Genomic DNA, 17665 nt, shown 5'->3' on the forward strand with positions numbered 1-17665 from the left:
ATATTACGCCTTCTTAAAACGGAGAGGAACAGATCGAGATCGGGACGCGAAAGCACTTGTGAAGAAAGTGTATGAGCAGTATAACGGAGTCTACGGCTACCGCCAAATTCAACTATTTTGGCAGCATGATCATGGAGTCTGGATGAACCATAAAAAGGTACTCCGGCTCATGCAAGTCTTGGGAATCCGCTCACAAATTCGCCGGAAGCATCGTTGCAACTATGCTTCTTCTACGGAAGGTCGTGTGGCGAAAAACCTGCTAAAACAGGATTTCAAGGCGGACAAACCTAATCAAAAATGGGTCACAGATATCACGCAATATCGTGTAGGGGATTGCTGGGTATATCTGTCTGCGATTAAAGACTTGTTCAATAACGAAATGATCGCGTACCAGATGAGCCATAAAAATGATAATGAACTGGTTTTACAGACGTTTCGACAAGCCTGGAAACAGCAAAAAGACGTGACTGGCCTCATCGTTCACAGCGACCAGGGATTCCAGTACACGTCTCATGCGTACCATGACATGCTGCCAAAGGTTGGCGCCCGAATCAGCATGTCTCGCCGAGGCAATTGTTATGATAACGCCTCGATGGAGAGCTTCTTTTCGCATCTCAAAACGGAAGGGCTCTACCCATATGATATCCGAAATATGGACGAGGCACAAAGGAGAATAGCAGAATATATTCGATTTTACAACCAATATCGACCACAACGAAAGTTAAATAAGCTGCCTCCGAAAGAGTACCGGAAGCAGCTTATAGTCTAGGGTCTTTTTTCAGTGTCTATAAAATGGGGTCTTGACCACCATCCTCTAAGGTGTGTTTATCCGACATTTTACAGCACGTTTCTTACAATCGTAAACATCTATTAAGACACAACGGAATTGAACCGCCTATTGTTTCAAAATAAAAAAGCACCCATATGGATGCTTTTAAGTATTTTAAACCTATTATAGATCTCTTGTTGTAACTACTGTTACTGTATCTCGGTAAGTTAGGCTTCCACTCTTTAGTACAATAACCCCGTTATGGGTTCCGGATTTAGTAAAATATAAATCAAACTTCATTGGATTACCTTGCCCGCTTGAAGAAGCTGTTTTAGTAGTCCCATCAGGGAATGTAATAGTACCATTAAAATAACCAGTTCCGCCATAAGGTTTTATTGTTACAGTAGCAGACCCTCCCGATACCTTAACAGATTCAACTGAAAAGCTTAGCTCATCATATGCTTGTGGAGTGATTACCGATTTTGCTGATGCAGGTGTAGTCTTCAATTCTGCCGGACTCGGTGATGCAAGGGCGCTAGAAGATCCCATTACCATAAGTGCTGTCGTCAACAATCCAATTGTTAGCTTTTTCATTTGAATTACCTCCTATATTTGGTATATGTTTAGTATATATCCTGTTGCAACAAAATTTTAAGTTATATTTAATATAAAAATATAGTATATATAGTAAATTTATTCGGCTTCTATTTTAAGACACATAGCGGAATCGAACCGCTATAACCCTATATGTGTCGTATATCCCGGGGTTAACCGGGAAAAGATGCTAGTTACGCGCTATTCCCGCATTAGCCCACATCATTACTTCTTCAAGCTTGGTCTCATAGCGAGAGACTTCTCCCGGCTGTTTGGCAGCAGACTGTCAAGCGTATAAGCTAGTTCTTTACATGCACTGCGTACTTTGTCATGCTGTGTCCCCTTGGCTTCGTCGGCCTTGTGATACTTGAAATTGTTCTCGATCTGCTGATTCATTCGACAACCTCCCAATCTTCAGCCAATATGTCAGTTTGCGATGCCAGCCAAGGAACGAATTTGCCATCTGCGGTTTTCATGCCAATCCATGGCAAGAGTCCTTCTGGGATATTTTCATCGGTCGCTTGACCGTCTCCAAATGGAGCTTCAAAGACAATGTAGTTATCAGCTTTAACCAGTCCGAGCCACATTCCCTTTCCGTTCCAGCCTGCACGGGCTACCTTCTTACCGTTCTTCAAAGCCTCAATTGCTTGCCCAAAATTCAACATTTAAATTCGTCTCCTTTGAACGCAAAAAAGCGGCGGTTTCCCGTCGCTCTCTTACTCATATTCGTTGCGCCCTAACCCTCCGTCATGCGCTTGCCACTGCCGCTCCCTTATACTTGCGGTATGGTTCCCAACGGGAATTATTTCACAGCGATTACCGTCAATCGCTATAGTCCGCATTACGTGCGGAACAATCTGCCGCCCTTATTGATGGGGTATTATGACCCTCTTTACGGCTGTCTCGAATTAGTTGTAGTTAGTTTCGATGTGGGCGAGGCATGTATCACGGCCTTGCGTATATTCCGCCACCACATTTAAATCTTAATGATTACAGAAGTTGACCAGCTAGTGCTTTAAGGCCACTTTGTACAGCAATTTGTTTGCCATTATCTTCATTTCCGTTTACATAAGCTGTGTCTTTGTCTGCGTAATAGATTACACCTTCGCCGCCGATAACCGGAAAACCGCTTTCGTCGTAATCCAGATTTGTACCCACATACTTGCCATGCTTAACTGCTTCATCTTCCAATGGATGGAGATGGAGAATTTTTTCCTTATCCAAGTAAGCGTAACTATGTGCCATGTTTATTGCCTCCTAGAATAGATTTAATTTGTTCCTGAATAAAGTGTAAATCCTTTCTATTCCGCACCTACTACGGATTTACATAGTTCCTACTGTCTGCAGAAGCCAAAGTATTAGACTGAGTGTCTTTATTCCATACGACCCTTCGAATTGTCATACCGCTAGACTCCATAAAATAAGTTTTAGACTGACCTTAGAAATTAGAACAGCGACAACCAAGGACGAGAAAATAAAGTCCTAGACTGTCGCTGTTTTATTGAACTAAAGTTCTCCGTTAGTATAACAATGCATCATCTCTATGGTTCCCGAAGGAGTTAATGCACAATGAGGACTGGGCAACTTGATAGCTGTGAAACCTTGTGGCTGACACTTCCAAGCATCATTTCTTTTATGCCACTTAGCCCACGGCTTCCAATAATAATGAGTTGCTGCTCGGAATCTCTTGCATAATTTAATATTTCATGTGCAGGATCTCCCTTAAGATGAAGTGTTTCCGGGTTAATCCCCGCAGATACTAATTTGGATTTGGCTTGTTGCAACTGTTCCAAACTCGCTTTCTCCATTTCGTTCAATATTTCTTCCAAGAAATGCCCTGGTAAATAAGTCATGCCATTCGATACATATTCCTGGCTGACATTAACCAAGGTAACTTGAGTTTGTTTGTTTCGAGCTATTTCAACGGTTGCATCGAGGAGTTTGTTCGTTATCTCAGATCTATCAATGGCCACCATAATTTTGTCAAACATATTTATCGTCCTTTCCGTGGCAGTTCGTAACTATTTCGGCTACCTACAAATCGGTTTCTTGCTGCTCCTATACCGACTAAAAAGAGTAAGACCGATGCGCCAAGCAGAATGAAAAGTGGCAGGTTCCAACTATTTGTCGCATCATGCAGATATCCTATAAGGGCAGGACCGATTGCGGCAAGAAGATATCCGATCGATTGCGCCATGCCAGACAGTTCCGCTGCTTGATGCGCATTTTCAGTACGTAACCCGAAAAACATCATGGCCAAACTAAAGGCGAAGCCTCCACCAATTCCGAGTATTATGATCCACAACAGAATGACATTGGAGCTTCCGTAAAGAAGTCCGAGCGTCCCCGTCAAAAGCAAAATGGTTGTGATGACCACTAACAAACGTTGGCTAGACATACGCCCAGCAATAACGGGGACAATAAAGGTAAATGGAAGCATAGCTAACTGCATGATCGAGAGGTACCATCCAGATTGGTTGGAGTCAATTCCTTGCTGCTTTAAAATTTCAGGCAACCATGCGATCAACACATAGAAAACCATGGACTGTATACCCATAAACATGGTTACTTGCCAGGCAAGCGGGGATCGCCAAACATTCACATCGTTGCTGGCCATCTGTTGACTCGTCGTGGCTGTTTGTTTCGTTTGATTTCTTAATTGGGGTAACCAACAGAGGATCGATATAAAGCTTAGTATCCCCCATATCCCCATTGCTCCCTGCCATTTTAGCCCTGCGTTCATGGCTAGCGGTACACTGATTCCCGATGCGATTGCTCCACATAAATTCATTGAAATGGAGTAAACTCCTGTCATGGAGCCAATTTTATTTGGGAAATCCCGTTTAATTATACTGGGCAATAATACATTACAAACGGCAATTGCGAATCCAAGAACTGCTGTCCCAATAAACAGATTAACTGCGCCAGATAAAGATCGTATTACAATACCAACAGTCAGAAAGATTAGGGCAATCAAAATGATACGCTCAACCCCATACCTTCGTCCTAATTTTGGTACTAGAGGCGATAATAAAGCAAAGGCAAGCAAGGGTACCGTTGTGATCAGGCCTGCTAATGTATTTGAAATATGAACGTCATCCCTTATAAGGCTCACTAAAGGACCAACTGAGGTTAAGGGAGTACGTAAATTAGCTGCAATAACAATAATGCCGAGAATGATCAGCCCTATAGAAGATGGCACGAATTTTTTATTTTGTTTTTTCGGCATTCTTTTTTTTCTCCTTCCTGAATTCATACGTATTATTTGTATTCGCGCGAACAAAAAAAAGTATATTATAATATATTATAATTAACAAGAAATATTTTATAATATACCAAATCTCATCTAAACAACAAAAATACAACTCTGAATTCACGCCATGAATTCGGAGTTGTATTTAATAAGTAGAAATTATCGACTTTTAGAAACCATATTTTAAGGATATATGGAGCACTGTTTCGCTTTCCGTATGGTTGGTATAAGAGTGAGGACTATCTGCACGAAAACTGATCGTATCATATTGATTCAATGTGTAAATCTCTCCATTGACTTGAATTTCAATGGAGCCAGTCATTACTGTCGCAATTTCAGTTGTATTCACATGATGACCTTCGGGGTGATACGAGCTATTCGGCTGTAAGTAAGCCCGACACATTTCAATATCGTTGCTTGCGTTTTTAAAAACTGGTTCAATGATCCAATTTTTTTGATCATTAGAAAACCGCAGTCCCTCGCCTGCTCGATACAAATTAACAGGGTCTTCTGATTTGAACAAAGCAAATAGCGGTAAAGATATGCCTTTTGAAATTTTCCATATAATCGCCAAAGTTGGATTTGTTTCGCCACGTTCGATATTCCCCAGAGTAAGTTTGCTTACGCCCGTTAATTCCGCTAAGTCGTCTAAGCTCATATTTTTTTCTTTTCTGTACTTTTTCAAGGCACCGCCCATTTGTAATACAATTTGTTTTGATTCATTGACTTCATCCATTAATATTCACCTCAACAATAAACTGTTATAGCTAGTATATTGTTTATCTAGATTCTTTTCCATACAATTAGTATTGGATGGTGGACTACACTCCTATGCAAAATTCTGACGTCTATGCCTTGTTTCGTCCCCGTCCATAGTCGATGGTGACAAAATCCAATGTTCGGTTAACTTTAAGACTTTTTGCTATGCTTTCTATGGCCTTACGTCTTTTGTCTGCAAACGTAGTCGCTGAGATGCCTGGTATATCCTTACGATAACCCTTTTCTAAATATTGTTGTGCTTTGAGGTACTTCATACCATCCAGAAACAGCAACTTTGCAATCAACCCTTCATGGTTATCGCGTATATTATTTATTGTAAATTTAATGTTATTCGTAAGGAATTGATAGAATTTATAATTCACATGGCGCTGGTCTTTGAGTAGCACGGCATTTGCTGTCACATCTGCTGTCAATTCTTGTCCCGAAACTCGCTTGGCAACCATTCCTTCCGCCGAAAGCAAATCATACGCAGTCATACCGTTTTCCAACTGTTGAAGTGAATATTCATAGTTTTTTATTACATCTACTAAATCGGTGTACTTGTTTAATAGCCATTTTGTTTTCCGAATATCATCTGATTCAATATCGTCGAAAAAATTTACCTGAATAATCTTTCGTGTATCTGCTAAATCTTCATTGGTCTGAGTACTTAAGATTACAGACTGAATATTCTTCATATTCATACATCCCTCTCAAAATAGAAAAAATTTGAAGATAATTAGATTTCAATACTCTTAGAACATCAATACAAGTTACTTAGCTCCTTTCCCCTTTCAATGATGTACCCCAAACCACAAACACCATGTGGACGCGCCACAGACGTACTACAGACACCAATTTAACTAACATCTTACTGAGGATGATTTTTCTTCGAATTCCAATTACTTGATTAAGCTAATCATGGATTATATAATAAGTTTGTGAGGCCAATCAAGTGAAAATAAGCAAAGGAGGCGATACCATGAAGATCAACTATTTTTTTATTAAAAGGAATGTCCCAGTTCAAACGCAATGCAATATTGCGCAATTGGAACAACTGTAAAGTCTATTTTTTTGTATCGTGAAAAGGGTTTACTTTTGGTAGGGTAAACCGCCAGTTTCTCCTTGTTATGCTTCCTTGATTTGTCACCTCACTAACCACGAAGGTAAATAAGGCTAAGTGTTATTCCGCATTCTCTCATGCTCCTCCTACTTCTGGGGATGGCTGACAGCTTTTCCCCAGACCTGGGCTATGGCCCTTGAATTATAAATTGGAGGTTTTAATGATGAGAAACTGGAATAATACTACCAACCTTTACCTGGAATTCGCGATTTTCTTGTTAGGTCTTTACGGACCTTTGCTTGGAAACACGTGGACAATGCTATGCTGGATACTGTTAATTTACGTTTATCGGAAATTATAACTACTACATAGCCGTGGTGCATGAAGCGAGGGGGACGCCCCTCGCTTTGTGTTTATATGATTCCAACTAGTTTGAGATTTTCAGCCACTGATTCAATTCCTCTAACAATACGCCTATCAACCGATCTGTCTGTTATGCTTTCGAAGCGTTTGACTGTTCCCCAACAAGTGTTTCCACGAATAAACCTAAATTCAATTACTCGGCGAACATTGTCATCCATAATAAGGCTCACAGCATTTTTACAGCCTCTGTCTTCTGTTTATATTCCTCCATAACCAGCCGCTCTTTCTCACCTATTGCATTTTTGGCAGACAGGCTATCAACGGTTTTGCTCATCCTGGTGTACCGATTCAAAAGGCTTCGAGCCGCCTGCATGTCTGACCTGTTTTATCTTTTAGCCCAGAAGCTGCACGCTCGGTTCTCTTCCGACTGGAATACTTCTTAGCCGTCTTCTAGTTTTCAGCTAAGCCAGGGAAGTATTGACCTTGATGAATATATGTCTTCCCCGCATAAAAATCTGTGCTCATGCTCCATAAATCTCTTACTAATATCACGAACGACATACAATCACTCTCCTTATAGGGGAACGCACCGATTAATTCGAATCCATCCACCGTTTATATTTAGCCAATTCCTGCCGTAGAGCCTCATTCTCTTGGCTCAGTGTGCGACTGCCCTTACACGTGGAATGCCGCATTTGATCGCCAGTCCAAGCGATTTCATCTTCATAGACTTGCCACCCGCAAATATAGCAATCTCCTAAGATACAGCCGCTCGCCATTTATTCGTTCATTCTCCTTCGAAATAGGAATCAGGAATTTCAATCTTTACAGGCGGTCGATCATATACAGCCAGGATCAATCCTCCGTTGCGGAAATATTCCAAATAAAAATGAGTGCGTACTATTTGATCTCCGCGTATAAACTCGAACTCTAAATAATCTCCTTTAATGTCAGCTACAATTCCTGTTTCATCTATTTCATCGCCGCCCTCGTCGTTCCCGGAAATACGCACCAGCATCCAACGCAAATTGGGGTTAAACGCCCACGACTGTACTGCTAATTCCATTTAAATCGCTCCTTTGATATTTGAGTAGTAGGGGGCATCCCCCTTAATCAATCGTCATCTATAATGTCAAACGTTGTTTCCCTGCTCCGATCCCGGATATATGTCTTCCAGCGGTTACCGCAGTCGCATCTCATAAAGGCTACGATGGACCACGGATATTGCCGTTTGAGGTCAACCCGTCGATGCTCTATATCCTCTTTTTTGCAACTTGGACAATTAAATTGATGAAATTTACGCTCCATCACTCGCACAGTCCATAAGCGCTAGAACAGGCAGGTACGTTATCGAACTCGAATGCCTTTAATAGATCATATTGCTGTCCGCCTCGTACCGTTTTGGACCACTCTACCCAGCCGTCAATGCCCGCTGGCATATTTCGGGCCGTTGGAAAAAATGTAGCAGCCTGACGCTTTGAGGCCATCTTAACGATTCGTTCCCACTCAGCTACTCGCGCTATTTCTTTTGGGAAGCGACGAGCAATCTCAAATAATTCCGCTTTGTTGCAGTTTATACATGGCATGCAACCCACTTGGCCCGTACCAAGCTTGTACAATGGGTTGGGATCAATTCCATGTTTACGGTGCATGGCAAACACATCATCCGCTGTCCAGTGGATTAGGGGCCGGTATATGCTAAATCCATCCCCTTTCTTCCCGTTCAGGCAAAAGCTTGCATACTCGCTGAAGAACTCGGGCATTACCATACCAGCACAGGCAACATTCTTGATCAGAAAGACATACGTAACCGCAAGCAGGAGCTCCGTGCTAGGCAGTGGGCTTACCAGTGCATGATACCTCTAGGTCGTATCGTACAAGCCGACCATGCCCGTGTTAAGGGCAGATATGAAATAGCTGAATATTTGAATGTGACAGAAGAATTTTTGCAATCTGCTATAGATCGTTACCGGGATAAATACGGACTCTTTGCTACTTACAACGAGAAATACATAATCTGCTTTGACCCCTTAGGCGTAATAGAACTATTCGATTGAACTTTGCGCTTTCCAGCCGTAAGGCTGTTTAAATATATCTATTAATAGAACATATGTTTGGATTGATGTATTGAAATGCCTGTTTACAAAGACAAAAAAAGAAAGACTTACTATTTCAGGGTCCGATACAAAGACGTCTATGGCCGATCACAACAAAAGCTAAAACGAGGCTTCGAGAAACGGCAAGATGCAGTACTTGCTGAGGCCGAATTTTTAGCTAATGCGGTAAAACAATACAGTGATAATGCGACGTTCGATGAAATTTTTGAGCATAACATTAAACACACAAAGCTTAAAGATAAAACAATCCGACGACGCACAAACGAGTACAATCACCATATTAAGACGAAATTCGGACACATCAAGGTCAGAAATACCACTTTAGAGCAAGTCCTGGAGTTTAAAACCTATTTGGAGACAACAATGGAATCCCTCAATAGTGCTCGAACTGTGTACAGTAATTTTAAAGTGCTGATCAACCATGCTATAAAATTTTTCGGGTTAAAAGTTGATCCTACTCTTGCAGCCGGTTCAATTCAGCGAGTGCGACCAAATATTAATTTCATAAGACGTGAGGATTTTGACCAACGGGTTAGAGCATCTACATTATCAGGAGTTAGCTAGATTACTATTTTACACAGGTTTACGAGTAGGAGAAGGACTTGCACTAAAGTGGTCAGATATGGATTTTGAGAAGAATCTGCTTCACGTAAACAAAACACTTGATATAACCACACGTAAGACTACTACGACTAAAACTAAGGGCAGTGTAGGTTACGTTCCGTTTCCTGCCTTTATAGGCGAGATGCTGGAGCGCATAAAAAAAGAATCCGCAGAGAAAATCTACGGATTCAATAATGATATGTTTGTATTCGGTGTAGTGGCCCCATACCACTATTCCCACTTTCGCAAACATTTTAAAAGTGTCTTCCCTGAATTGCGAATTCATGACTTGCGTCACAGCTACGCATCATACTTGATTAACAAAGGCGTGGACATCTATCTCGTAAAGGAACTGATGCGACACGACGATATCAAGCAAACAACCAACACCTATGGTCATCTTTACGTCGAAAGGAAACGAGAAGCAATGAGCGTATTCGACGACTAATCGGTATCATTTCGGTATCATGACCAATAAATAAAACCAAGAATAGCCGATACGCTTAGCTTTTCCATTAACCGATACTGCCTTCCATTTCGAACTTAATCAAACGGTTCATTTCTACCGCATATTCCATCGGCAGTTCTTTTGTGAACGGCTCGATAAAGCCCATAACGATCATTTGCGTCGCCTCTGCTTCGGTCAAACCACGGCTCATCAGATAGAACAGCTGATCTTCCGATACCTTGGAAACTGTTGCTTCGTGCTCAAGCGTGATGTCGTCGTTCATGATTTCATTGTAAGGAATGGTATCGGAGGTCGACTGATTATCCAAAATCAACGTATCACACTTGATATTCGATTTTGCACCTTGAGCCTGACGACCGAATGAAGCTAATCCGCGATACGTTACTTTACCGCCGTGCTTACTGATCGACTTGGATACAATTGTGGACGTGGTGTCTGGCGCCAAGTGGATCATTTTCGCACCTGCATCCTGATGCTGGCCTTTGCCTGCAACAGCGATGGACAAGACCATCCCTTTCGCTCCACGGCCTTTCAATACAACGGCTGGATACTTCATCGTCAACTTGGAACCGATGTTACCATCGACCCATTCCATCGTTGCATTTTCTTCTGCAACCGCACGTTTGGTTACCAGGTTATAGATGTTGGGTGCCCAGTTCTGGATCGTCGTATAACGAACGCGTGCGTTCTTCTTACAAATGATTTCCACCACAGCGCTATGCAGCGAGTTCGTGCTGTAGATCGGAGCCGTACAGCCTTCTACATAATGCACAAAGCTGTCTTCGTCGGCAATAATGAGCGTACGCTCAAATTGACCCATGTTTTCAGAGTTAATACGGAAGTAAGCTTGCAATGGAACTTCACATTTTACACCTTTAGGAACGTAGATGAAGCTGCCGCCTGACCATACCGCACTGTTCAGTGCTGCAAACTTATTGTCCGCAGGAGGTACAACTGTTGCAAAATACTCTTTCAGAATCTCAGGATGCTCACGCAACGCCGTATCGGTATCCATGAAAATAACGCCCTGATCTTCCAGTTCCTTTTGCATGCTGTGGTAGACAACCTCAGATTCATACTGTGCGGATACACCAGCCAGAAACTTTTGCTCCGCCTCAGGAATCCCCAGTTTATCAAAGGTTTCTTTAATTTCCGTTGGAACTTCTTCCCACGTCTTCCCTTGTTTCTCGGAAGGTCTTACATAGTACTGGATATCGTTGAAATCCAGTTCAGCCATATCTCCGCCCCAGTTTGGCATTTCCATTTTTTCAAACTGTTTCAGTGCTTTCAGACGGAACTCCAGCATCCATTCTGGCTCATCCTTAATTTTAGAGATTTCCTTTACGATTTCCGGAGTGAGACCCTTACCTGTTTGGAAAATGGACTTGTGCTCGTCACGAAAGCCATATTTATACTCTTCCATTTCCGGTGCTTTCTTGGCCATGTTTCTCAAACCTCCTCTGTTCTATTTAAATTATTTATCTTCATCAATCCCTTTGCGCAGCGCGTTCCAAGCCAATGTCGCACATTTGATGCGAGCCGGGAACTTATTAACGCCTGACAAAGCTTCCAATTCTTCATAGTCGTCGAATTCGGCGGCTTCTCCCTTCATCAGAGAAGAGAAGCGACTCGCCATATCCAGTGCCTCATCAATCGTTTTTCCTTTGACCGCTTCTGTCATCATCGAAGCCGAAGACATACTAATCGAGCAGCCCTCGCCTGTAAAACGGGCATCTTCGACCACGCCGTCTTTCGTTTTGAGTTGAAGGGAAATCCGGTCACCACACGTAGGATTGTTCAAATCCACCGTAACTGCATCGTCCTCAAAACGTCCGCGATTGCGCGGATTTTTATAATGATCCATAATCACGCGTCGGTACAAGTCATCAAGTTGCATCGCCAAAATACTCCTTCGTTTGGATTAAGGCGCTGACCAGAGCGTCGACTTCCTCTTCCGTGTTATAGAGGTAAAAGCTGGCACGTGCAGTTGCACTAGCTTTCAACCAGCGCATCAATGGCTGGCAGCAATGATGGCCTGCACGTACAGCCACCCCTTTGCTATCCAGTACGGTAGCTACATCATGCGGATGCACATCATCCAAGTTGAATGTTACGAGCCCGACATGACGTTCAGCAGGTCCGTAAATCGTCAAACCTTCCACTTCACGGAGACGTTTGAGGGCATAGTTGGCCAGACGGCTTTCATGCTGTGCAATGGCGTCCAGCCCAATGCTTTCCAGAAAATCAATGGCAGCTCCCAAGCCAACAGCTCCGGCGATAATCGGGGTTCCACCTTCGAATTTCCAAGGCAGCTCCTTCCATGTGGATTCATACAATCCCACATCGTCGATCATTTCCCCGCCGAACTCAATCGGCTCCATGTTTTCCAGCAGCGCCTTCTTGCCGTACAGTGCCCCGATCCCTGTAGGAGCACACATTTTGTGACCAGAAAATGCATAAAAGTCAGCATCAATGTCTTGCACGTCTACTTTCATATGTGGTGTGCTTTGTGCACCGTCTACAACGATGACTGCACCTTTGCGATGCGCAATAGCAGCAATCTCTTTGACAGGATTCACAACACCAAGCACATTGGAGACATGCGCAATTGCTACAATTTTCGTGTTTTCTGTAATGGTATTCTCCACATCAGCAAGATCAACGCTACCGTCCTCTTGAAGTGGAATATATTTCAAAGTCGCGCCTGTGGCTTTGGCTACCTGTTGCCAAGGAATCAGATTACTGTGATGCTCCATCGGTGTGATGACAATTTCATCACCCTCCTTACAGTTAGCTCTACCGTAGGAAGAAGCCACCAGATTCAGCGCCGTTGTTGTTCCTCTTGTGAAAATAATTTCCTGACTGCGCTTTGCATTCAGAAAACGGGCTACCTTCTCCCGCGCACCTTCATAAGCATCCGTAGCGCGGCTACCCAAGGTATGCACACCACGGTGAACATTCGAATTATCATATTCGTAGTAGTGCTTGATCGCCTCGATGACCGCCAGCGGTTTTTGCGAAGTGGCCGCATTATCCAAATAAACCAGCGGATGACCGTTAATCTCCTGATGTAAAATCGGGAATTGTTCACGGATCAATGCAGTATTCATTGGCCTAACTTCCTTTCAACAAGGCTCTGCAGCTGATGTTGAAGTCCTTCGAGCGGAATTTCAGATACGACAGGTGCCAAGAAGCCATAAATAATCAGACGTTCAGCTTCTGCACGGCTAATCCCGCGGGACATCAAGTAATACACTTGTTCACGGTTAACCTGACCAACCGAGGCTGCATGACCTGCCGTTACATCATCTTCATCAATCAGCAGGATTGGGTTAGCGTCACCACGCGCTTTCGGACTGAGCATCAGAACACGTTCCGTTTGCTGACCGTCTGCTTTGGTAGCACCTTTTTCAATTTTCGTAATTCCGTTAATGATGGAAGACGCTTCTTCACGCATAACTGCGCGCGTGATCATCTGACTAGCGGAATTTTTACCAAAATGCTGTGCTTGTGTCGTATAGTTCAGCTTTTGTGAGCCGGAACCTACAGCAATGATCTTGGCATCCGAGTTGGAGCCATTGCCTTTGAGCACAGACATGGTATTGCTCGCTGTATTGCCGTTGTTCATTTCGCCCACAATCCATTCGATAGCTGCGTCATTTCCCAACGTGGCACGACGAATCGAAATATCCGTTACTTGCTCTCCAAACTGATGCACTGTCGCATAACGTACTTTAGCTCCTGCATTCGCAACAACTTCTACCGCACCATTATGAAGAACAGGTGCCGCCAAATCCGCAGATACATAATTGTCTACGTACGTCACGGAACTATGGCTTTCGGCAATAAGCAGCACATGCGGCGCAAACGTTGCAGTCGCATCATCCGTCAGGAAAACAGCCTGAAGCGGAACGTTCAGCTCTACGTTTTTAGGCACATAAGCAAATACTCCACCGTTCCAAAGTGCTGCATGCAATGCAGACAATGAATTTTCTTCAGCCTTAATGACTGTGTTCAAATGAGCTTTAACCAAATCTGCATGTTCCTTAACCGCCGTTTGCAAATCCGTGAAAATGACGCCTTGCGCCGCCAGTTCCTCGCTCAGCTTCACGTATACCGCGCCGGAGTTGCGCTGAATAATTAGACCGCCCTCCTGCTGCTCTTTGACCAGATCAGCAATGGCTGCAGGAACCTGCTCTAGCGATGCAATGGCCTCGCTCTGTTTATGTTGACCGTAATCGTTTAAATTCCAACGTTCGATTTTTGTTTTTTCAAATACCGGAAGCTCCAGTTTGCCTGCAAGCTCAAGTGCTTTTTGTCTGTCTTCTGCCAGCCAAGACGGCTCGCCGTTACGTTCGGACAGAACACGCAGTTGCTCGGAATCTACCGGAAGGATTGTTTGTGTAGTCATCAGTTTTCCTCCTCGCTTCCGGCTTACGCCTCTTGTCCTACAGTTTCATCAACGATACCCAGCTCTTCCTTAATCCAGTCGTAACCGTCTGCTTCCAGACGCTCAGCAAGCTCAGGGCCACCGGATTTAACGATACGTCCTTGCATCATCACATGTACATAATCTGGTTTAACGTAGTTTAACAGACGTTGGTAGTGAGTAATCACGAGGAAGCCACGGTCTTCGGAACGCATGGCGTTCACACCGTTAGCCACGATTCTCAAAGCATCGATGTCCAGACCGGAGTCGATTTCGTCAAGAATGACAATTTTCGGATCAATCATCATCATTTGCAAAATTTCATTCCGTTTTTTCTCACCACCAGAAAAGCCTTCGTTCAGGTAACGGTGAGCAAACTCAGGATTCATTTCAAGCTCCTTCATTTTGCTTTCCATTTGACGGATAAACTTGATCAGGGAAATCTCTTGTCCTTCTTCACGGCGTGCGTTGATCGCACTACGCAAAAAGTCGGAGTTCGTTACCCCTGCAATTTCACTCGGATACTGCATGGCCAGGAACAATCCCGCACGTGCACGCTCATCCACTTCCATGTCCAGCACGTCTTCTCCATCCAAAGTTACTTTGCCATCTGTGACTTCATATTTAGGATGACCCATCAAAGCAGACGCCAATGTACTTTTACCCGTTCCGTTAGGACCCATGATGGCATGGATTTCTCCGCCCTTCATTTCGAGGTTAATACCTTTCAAAATTTCCTTGCCTTCAATGGTCGCTTTGAGACCTTCAATCTTAAAGTTTGTAGCCATATTCGCAATACCCTCCAAAAATTGTAGTGTGGTGTCGAAATCAGAAAGTATATTTAACAGGGGAGCCCCCTGATTTCAAGCAAACATAATATTTAAAAATTTATTTATAATCATTCTAAACTGATTCTCAATGATTCTCAAGTTATTTTATAATAAATATCTTCAAGGGTGCAACCAACAGACACACGTTATTCGCCTTTCTTCATAAAATGTTCATCCTACCAAGCACACAAATGGCAAAATACATCCTACGAATGGCCATATTATTATAAATTTGTACTAAAAACATGAGGTGAATGATCTCTTTTTAGCCATAAAAACGCTACTGACAGCATGACGTCAGTAGCGTTTTACATGTAAAGGGTTTATTTCAGAACGCAAATCGATCTCTATGGATGTGGAATCAAATCCCCAGAACTCAGCATTGGGCGATTGAGCGAAATCCTGCTGAGTTAGCCCAGATAAGAGCGAAGCATCCACATATGTTTCTCCAGATCCGCTTTATAGCCGATCAGCAAATCTGCAGTAGGCTGGTCGGAATTGCTTTCTGCCAGTTCAATACCTTCCTGAAACTCCTCGCATATAGTCGCAAAATCCTCGATCAGGGTTTGCACCATTTTCGGAGCATCTTCATTGCCGTTTGCCTCGTGAATCGAGGACAGCTCCAGATATTCCTTCAACGTTGCGGAAGGAGAACCTTTCAACGCGAGCAGGCGCTCGGCGATCTCGTCCATTTTCAATGTCACTTCATTATATAACTCTTCAAATTTAACATGGAGTGTGTAAAAGCTGGAGCCTTTCACATACCAGTGATAGTTATGAATTTTTACATATAACACATTGAGGTTAGCGACTTGACGGTTTAAAAGTTCCTCCACCGACTTTGTTTGCGTATTTTTCGAGTTACTTGTTGTTTTAGCCATCATAAATCCCTTCCTTTTTCATCAAATTGACTTTCAGGAACATTTACGTATCCATCACCGTCACTACTGACGGTAAGACGCCAGCGGGCATCCTAATATCACCTGCCGGACGTCTGTTTCATATTTACCCTTTCTATATGAAGACGAAACAAAAAGACCTGTTCTCCTCCTCTCTTTCAATCCATCATAAAAAAAATGTACAAAACTTCAATGATTTTCGTTATACTTTCTCTATCCTATCAAAATACTTGGTTTAATCTTGTGATATTTTTTTGAAATTTACGTGTGCACAATTTATGGAGGTGACTTCGTTGTCCCAATATCATCCTTTAACGACCGAAGAAGCAATCGAATTCGTGAAGAACATCCCCGGATTTTTTAGTCAGGAAGCCCGTCTGGAATGCCGAGAAATCGGTGATGGTAACTTGAATCTGGTTTTTCATATTACGGATTCTGAATCTAACAAGAGTATCATTGCCAAGCAGGCACTTCCTTATGTAAAAATTGTGGGTGAATCCTGGCCGCTGTCGCTGGATCGTGCCCGTATTGAACGCGAGGCACTTCAGCAGGAACACCACATTTGCCCCGAATTGGTTCCTGCGGTACTGGCGTATGACGATGAGCTTGCGTTGACCGTGATGGAGGATCTTAGCTCACACACCATCATGCGCAAGGGACTAATAGAAGGAAACACATATCCATATTTCGCTAATCATATTGGGGAGTTTCTGGCGCGTACACTTTTCTTCACCTCAGATTTGGGCATGAATCAGCAGGATAAAAAAGACCTGGTTAAACGCTTTATCAACCCAGATCTCTGCAAAATAACTGAGGATCTGATTTTGGATGAACCGTATCGGTTCTCGGATAATAACAACTATGGTGTGTACATCGAAGACGAAGCAGAGGCACTCCGTACAGATCAGGTGCTTCACCTGGAAGTGGCTTTACTGCGCGAAAAATTTTTGACGCGGACAGAAGCGCTGCTGCACGGTGACCTTCATACAGGCAGCATTTTTGTAACGACTGAATCGACTAAAGTCATTGATCCTGAATTTGCCTACTACGGACCCATGGGCTTTGATATCGGAGCGGTGATCGCCAATTTGCTGTTGAACTACGCAGCACAGCCCGGATGGACTTCTGGCGAGACGGTTCTACAGGAACGACGTGACTGGCTTTTGGAGACTGCAATTCAGGTATGGGAGCAGTTTGAGATCAGATTCCGCAAACTTTGGGACGAGCATGTCACCGACCATATGGCACGTACAACCGGATATCAAGATTTGTACCTCCAGAAAGTGCTGCAAGATACGATTGGTTTTGCAGGGTGCAAAGTGATCCGCCGTATCATCAGCCTGTCGCATGTGGCAGATATCGACACAATTGCCGATCCTGACATCAAGGAAGCCGCGGAACGTCTGGCGTTATCTATCGGGAAAGCCTTGGTTCTCCGCAATCGCGATCTTTATTCGATTCGGGAACTGGGAGACATTGTTCGGACAGCAACAGCTGCCCAAAATAAAGGAGCTTAA

Annotated in this window: 23 protein-coding genes; 5 read left to right on the forward strand and 18 right to left on the reverse strand. The window is 43.4% G+C overall.

Annotated features, from left to right (window positions below):
• The coding region (locus tag AC6EJC_RS21205; RefSeq protein WP_444955675.1) for an IS3 family transposase at positions 1–769 on the forward strand (769 nt) is incomplete at its 5' end.
• A gap of 183 nt (positions 770–952) precedes the next feature.
• Here the strand turns inward: AC6EJC_RS21205 and AC6EJC_RS21210 are convergent.
• From AC6EJC_RS21210 to AC6EJC_RS21265, 12 genes are all read right to left on the reverse strand, one after another.
• A complete protein-coding gene (locus AC6EJC_RS21210) occupies positions 953–1363 on the reverse strand; it encodes a hypothetical protein (RefSeq protein WP_444955676.1) in 411 nt (136 codons plus the stop codon).
• Between the two features lie 225 nt (positions 1364–1588).
• Positions 1589–1759 carry an Acb2/Tad1 domain-containing protein gene (locus AC6EJC_RS21215; protein ID WP_444955677.1) on the reverse strand — a complete coding sequence of 57 codons (171 nt, stop codon included), beginning with the start codon at positions 1757–1759 and terminating at the stop codon, positions 1589–1591.
• Positions 1756–2025, reverse strand: a complete 270-nt coding sequence (locus AC6EJC_RS21220; RefSeq protein WP_219727869.1) for a DUF2829 domain-containing protein — start codon at positions 2023–2025, stop codon at positions 1756–1758. The genes AC6EJC_RS21215 and AC6EJC_RS21220 overlap by 4 nt, the downstream gene beginning before the upstream one ends.
• Positions 2026–2353: 328 nt before the next feature.
• The gene (locus AC6EJC_RS21225) at positions 2354–2608 is read right to left on the reverse strand and encodes a hypothetical protein (protein WP_444955678.1); all 255 of its coding nucleotides are present in this window, start codon (positions 2606–2608) and stop codon (positions 2354–2356) included.
• Positions 2609–2922: 314 nt separating this feature from the next.
• Positions 2923–3354 carry a universal stress protein gene (locus AC6EJC_RS21230; protein WP_103048140.1) on the reverse strand — a complete coding sequence of 144 codons (432 nt, stop codon included), beginning with the start codon at positions 3352–3354 and terminating at the stop codon, positions 2923–2925.
• 2 nt (positions 3355–3356) lie between these two features.
• Complete coding sequence (locus tag AC6EJC_RS21235; RefSeq protein WP_444955679.1) at positions 3357–4592, reverse strand: CynX/NimT family MFS transporter; 1236 nt, start codon at positions 4590–4592, stop codon at positions 3357–3359.
• A gap of 193 nt (positions 4593–4785) precedes the next feature.
• A complete protein-coding gene (locus AC6EJC_RS21240; RefSeq protein WP_103048142.1) occupies positions 4786–5352 on the reverse strand; it encodes a helix-turn-helix domain-containing protein in 567 nt (188 codons plus the stop codon).
• Between the two features lie 112 nt (positions 5353–5464).
• Complete coding sequence (locus AC6EJC_RS21245; protein WP_444955680.1) at positions 5465–6073, reverse strand: hypothetical protein; 609 nt, start codon at positions 6071–6073, stop codon at positions 5465–5467.
• Between the two features lie 954 nt (positions 6074–7027).
• Positions 7028–7153 (reverse strand): hypothetical protein, encoded by a 126-nt coding sequence (locus tag AC6EJC_RS21250; protein ID WP_444955681.1) that lies wholly within the window; start codon positions 7151–7153, stop codon positions 7028–7030.
• A 241-nt stretch (positions 7154–7394) separates the two neighbouring features.
• Positions 7395–7580: a hypothetical protein gene (locus AC6EJC_RS21255; RefSeq protein ID WP_103048150.1), complete on the reverse strand. Its 186-nt coding sequence runs from the start codon at positions 7578–7580 to the stop codon at positions 7395–7397.
• 8 nt (positions 7581–7588) lie between these two features.
• Entirely contained in the window at positions 7589–7867 is a 279-nt protein-coding gene (locus AC6EJC_RS21260; RefSeq protein WP_444955682.1) for a hypothetical protein, read from the reverse strand.
• 241 nt (positions 7868–8108) lie between these two features.
• The gene (locus AC6EJC_RS21265) at positions 8109–8453 is read right to left on the reverse strand and encodes a hypothetical protein (RefSeq protein ID WP_444955683.1); all 345 of its coding nucleotides are present in this window, start codon (positions 8451–8453) and stop codon (positions 8109–8111) included.
• 87 nt (positions 8454–8540) lie between these two features.
• Between AC6EJC_RS21265 and AC6EJC_RS21270 the strand changes: the two genes are divergently transcribed.
• The 3 genes from AC6EJC_RS21270 to AC6EJC_RS21280 all read left to right on the forward strand — a co-directional run bounded on the left by AC6EJC_RS21270 (position 8541) and on the right by AC6EJC_RS21280 (position 9969).
• Positions 8541–8858, forward strand: coding sequence for an ImmA/IrrE family metallo-endopeptidase (locus AC6EJC_RS21270; RefSeq protein WP_374703722.1), 318 nt, complete (start codon positions 8541–8543; stop codon positions 8856–8858).
• 75 nt (positions 8859–8933) lie between these two features.
• Positions 8934–9482, forward strand: coding sequence for an Arm DNA-binding domain-containing protein (locus AC6EJC_RS21275; RefSeq protein ID WP_444955684.1), 549 nt, complete (start codon positions 8934–8936; stop codon positions 9480–9482).
• Complete coding sequence (locus AC6EJC_RS21280) at positions 9430–9969, forward strand: site-specific integrase (RefSeq protein WP_258012415.1); 540 nt, start codon at positions 9430–9432, stop codon at positions 9967–9969. Before AC6EJC_RS21275 ends, AC6EJC_RS21280 begins: the two co-directional genes overlap by 53 nt.
• Positions 9970–10036: 67 nt before the next feature.
• Here AC6EJC_RS21280 and sufB read toward each other — a convergent pair whose 3' ends face one another.
• From sufB to AC6EJC_RS21310, 6 genes are all read right to left on the reverse strand, one after another.
• The gene (gene sufB, locus AC6EJC_RS21285; RefSeq protein ID WP_444955685.1) at positions 10037–11434 is read right to left on the reverse strand and encodes a Fe-S cluster assembly protein SufB; all 1398 of its coding nucleotides are present in this window, start codon (positions 11432–11434) and stop codon (positions 10037–10039) included.
• A 30-nt stretch (positions 11435–11464) separates the two neighbouring features.
• Entirely contained in the window at positions 11465–11887 is a 423-nt protein-coding gene (gene sufU, locus AC6EJC_RS21290; RefSeq protein ID WP_444955686.1) for a Fe-S cluster assembly sulfur transfer protein SufU, read from the reverse strand.
• A complete protein-coding gene (locus tag AC6EJC_RS21295; protein ID WP_444955687.1) occupies positions 11877–13100 on the reverse strand; it encodes a cysteine desulfurase in 1224 nt (407 codons plus the stop codon). Before AC6EJC_RS21295 ends, sufU begins: the two co-directional genes overlap by 11 nt.
• A complete protein-coding gene (gene sufD / locus AC6EJC_RS21300) occupies positions 13097–14401 on the reverse strand; it encodes a Fe-S cluster assembly protein SufD (RefSeq protein WP_235307948.1) in 1305 nt (434 codons plus the stop codon). Before sufD ends, AC6EJC_RS21295 begins: the two co-directional genes overlap by 4 nt.
• A gap of 23 nt (positions 14402–14424) precedes the next feature.
• Positions 14425–15207, reverse strand: a complete 783-nt coding sequence (gene sufC, locus AC6EJC_RS21305; RefSeq protein ID WP_029516585.1) for a Fe-S cluster assembly ATPase SufC — start codon at positions 15205–15207, stop codon at positions 14425–14427.
• Positions 15208–15659: 452 nt separating this feature from the next.
• On the reverse strand, positions 15660–16130 hold the full coding sequence (locus AC6EJC_RS21310; protein WP_165176721.1) for a Dps family protein: 471 nt from the start codon (positions 16128–16130) through the stop codon (positions 15660–15662).
• 311 nt (positions 16131–16441) lie between these two features.
• Here AC6EJC_RS21310 and mtnK point away from each other — a divergent pair, with 311 nt between their 5' ends.
• The gene (gene mtnK / locus AC6EJC_RS21315) at positions 16442–17665 is read left to right on the forward strand and encodes an S-methyl-5-thioribose kinase (RefSeq protein ID WP_444955688.1); all 1224 of its coding nucleotides are present in this window, start codon (positions 16442–16444) and stop codon (positions 17663–17665) included.

The organism is Paenibacillus sp. TY11, from assembly GCF_059772165.1.